Here is a 2,556-nt window from a genome sequence, read left to right as displayed (position 1 = left end):
TCATGGACGACGACTTCGACTCCGAGTCACTGGGTCTGCTCGAGGACGCACTGCGCAAGACCATGCTGTCGGCCTCGGGCGCCAAACTCGACGCCGCCCTGGCCGAACTGGGCTGGGCCGAGATGCTGAGCGACGTCCCGGACGTGGCGATACCGCTGGTGTTCCGGTTGCTGGGCGAAACCGGTTCGCACGCATCGGTTCTGAACGACGTCATGCTCGAGGTCATCGAGGGGGTGCCCGGCGGAACGCCGCCGTTGCCGTACACCGGCGGCAACTGGGTCGTGTGGGAGCGTAGCGGCGAAGCCAGCGCTACGACGCTGGGCGGACTGCCGCTTCGCCAGGTGCCCGACGGCCAGACGATGCGACTGTGCGAGGCCCGGCGCGCGCTGGGATGGTGGTTGGTCGGCACGGCAAGGGCGATGCTGACCCTGGCCCGCCAGCATGCGCTGGACCGCGTGCAGTTTGGCAGGCCCATCGCCGGATTTCAGGCGGTTCGGCATCGGCTGGCCGAGACGCTGGTGGCCATCGAAGGAGCCGAGGCGACGCTCGACCTGCCCGGCGTGGCCAACGTGGACCTGACGGGGCTGCTGGCCAAGGCCGCCGCAGGCAAGGCTGCGCTGACCGCCGCAAAACACTGCCAGCAGGTCCTGGGCGGCATTGGTTTCACCGCCGAGCACGAGCTACAGCATCACGTGAAGCGGGCACTCGTTCTCGACGGTCTGCTCGGTCGCTCCAGAGAACTCACCCGCAAGGCGGGATCGGGGTTGCGGGCTCGCGGCTCGGCCCCGCGTCTCGTCAACCTCTGACCGGGGTCATCGCTGACCCACCTCGGGCGATGGAACGCTGACTTTCCAGCCAAGGCTGTCGCAAAGACGCGGATGAGAATACTATTCTCGTCATGAGGAAGTTCCAATCTCGGACACGGTTGCCGCGAGGGGGTCTAGGACAACGATGCCCAAGCGAACTCCGGTACAGTTCATCCATGTTCTCCCTGATCGGCGTGGCTCCGAGGTGACGGTGACCAGCCCCAGCGAGGAACCGGCGTGGAAGCAACGCGCAGTCGAACGCTCCATAAAGACCGCTAAATTGCGGGCGGCCCAGCGGGTGCAGCGGTTCCTCGACGCGGCCCAGGCCATCATCATCGAAAAGGGCAGCACCGACTTCACCGTCCAGGAGGTCGTCGACCGCTCACGCCAGTCGCTGAGAAGCTTCTACCTGCAGTTCGACGGCAAACACGAACTGCTGCTCGCACTCTTCGAGGACGCACTCAGTCGCTCCGCCGACCAGATCCGCGCCGCGACGGCCAGCCAGGCCGATCCGCTCGAGGCGCTCAAGGTCGCCGTTCAACTGCTCTTCGAATCGTCGCGCCCCGACCCGGCCGCCAAGCGACCACTCTTCACGGATTTCGCCCCCCGCCTGCTGGTCTCGCACCCATCCGAGGTCAAGATCGCGCACGCTCCGCTGGTCGCGCTGCTCACGGAGTTGATGGAACACGCCTCCGACGCCGGGGTCCTCCGCAAGGACGTCAATCCGAAGCGCATGGCGGCCATGACCATGCAGACGGTGATGTTCGTCGCGCAGTCGAGCGGCTCGGACGACGCGACCGTCAAGCCAATTTCGGCCGACGAAGTTTGGGACTTCTGCGCTCGTGGTTTCGCCTCCGGCTAGCTGAGAATTACGTTCTCAGCCGGGCAGAATTTCGCTTACACTCAGCGCGTGCCCGACCTCTGGTCCGACCTGCTCGACTGTCTCGACATCGGTCCGAAGCGATTCGGTAACCACTTCACCGCCCGCAATCAACACCTCGAGTATCACCGCGTGTTCGGCGGTCAGCTTCTCGCCCAGTTCGTGCGGGCGGCCGAACTGGTATGCCCCGAGAAGGACGTGAAGTCACTTCACGCGCTCTTTCCGCGGGAGGGTCGCGCCGACGAACCCGTCGAGTACGACGTAACCGTCCATCACGAGGGTCGGTCGTTCGCGACGCTGTCGATCACCGCCGCGCAGGGCAAGGGCCCGATCGGCACCGCGTCGATCTCGATGCACGTCGCCGAGGACGGCCCCGCGCTGCAGACCGTCGACCCGGTCGGCGCGCCGCTGGGCCCCGAACACGAGGTGGGCCTCGACCTGATTCCCTGGGAGACACGGTCGGTCGTCGACCTCAATGCGCCAACCAGTGGACCTCCCGAGCTCGAGGTATGGATGCGCACCCCACCGGTCGACGCAGACCTCGCGCCCGCGCTCGCCGCGTACGCAACGGACCTCACGCTGATCGGCACGGCGGTACGGCCGATGGATGGGCTGAGCCAGACCGGCAACGGCACCCAGTTCACCTCGGCGGTGACCAGTCACACCGTGTGGTTCCACCGGCCGTTCGCATGCGACCAATGGATGCTGCTGCGCCAGCACAGCCCGATACTCGCCCACGGTCGCAGCTTCGGCCGCGGCGACCTGCTCACCGACGACGGCTCCCTCGTCGCGTCGTACGCCCAGGAGGCTCTCCTCCGCATCGCGAATTGACCTGTGCTGTCTACTCTTGCGAACGTCGACGGTGCTTCT

3 protein-coding genes are annotated in these 2,556 nt (G+C 66.3%); all 3 read left to right on the top strand.

Features of this window, described 5'->3' with window-relative positions; genetic code table 11:
- Positions 1–2: 2 nt before the first annotated feature.
- On the top strand, positions 3–806 hold the full coding sequence (locus QOD90_RS20635) for an acyl-CoA dehydrogenase family protein (RefSeq protein WP_526352690.1): 804 nt from the start codon (positions 3–5) through the stop codon (positions 804–806).
- 211 nt (positions 807–1,017) lie between these two features.
- On the top strand, positions 1,018–1,668 hold the full coding sequence (locus QOD90_RS20630) for a TetR/AcrR family transcriptional regulator (protein WP_526352689.1): 651 nt from the start codon (positions 1,018–1,020) through the stop codon (positions 1,666–1,668).
- Positions 1,669–1,716: 48 nt separating this feature from the next.
- Positions 1,717–2,517 (top strand): acyl-CoA thioesterase, encoded by an 801-nt coding sequence (locus tag QOD90_RS20625; protein WP_526352688.1) that lies wholly within the window; start codon positions 1,717–1,719, stop codon positions 2,515–2,517.
- Positions 2,518–2,556: the final 39 nt, after the last annotated feature.

Source organism: Mycobacterium sp. (genome assembly GCF_032161845.1).
Taxonomy (GTDB): Bacteria; Actinomycetota; Actinomycetes; order Mycobacteriales; family Mycobacteriaceae; genus Mycobacterium.
The sequence above is the reverse complement of the archived record's forward strand: the minus strand, read 5'-3'. Positions and strand labels throughout refer to the sequence as shown.

Excerpts from the sequence above, each read along its gene's own strand:
- QOD90_RS20635 (WP_526352690.1), top strand. The coding sequence starts at position 3 with ATGGACGACGACTTCGACTCCGAGTCACTGGGTCTGCTCGAGGACGCA.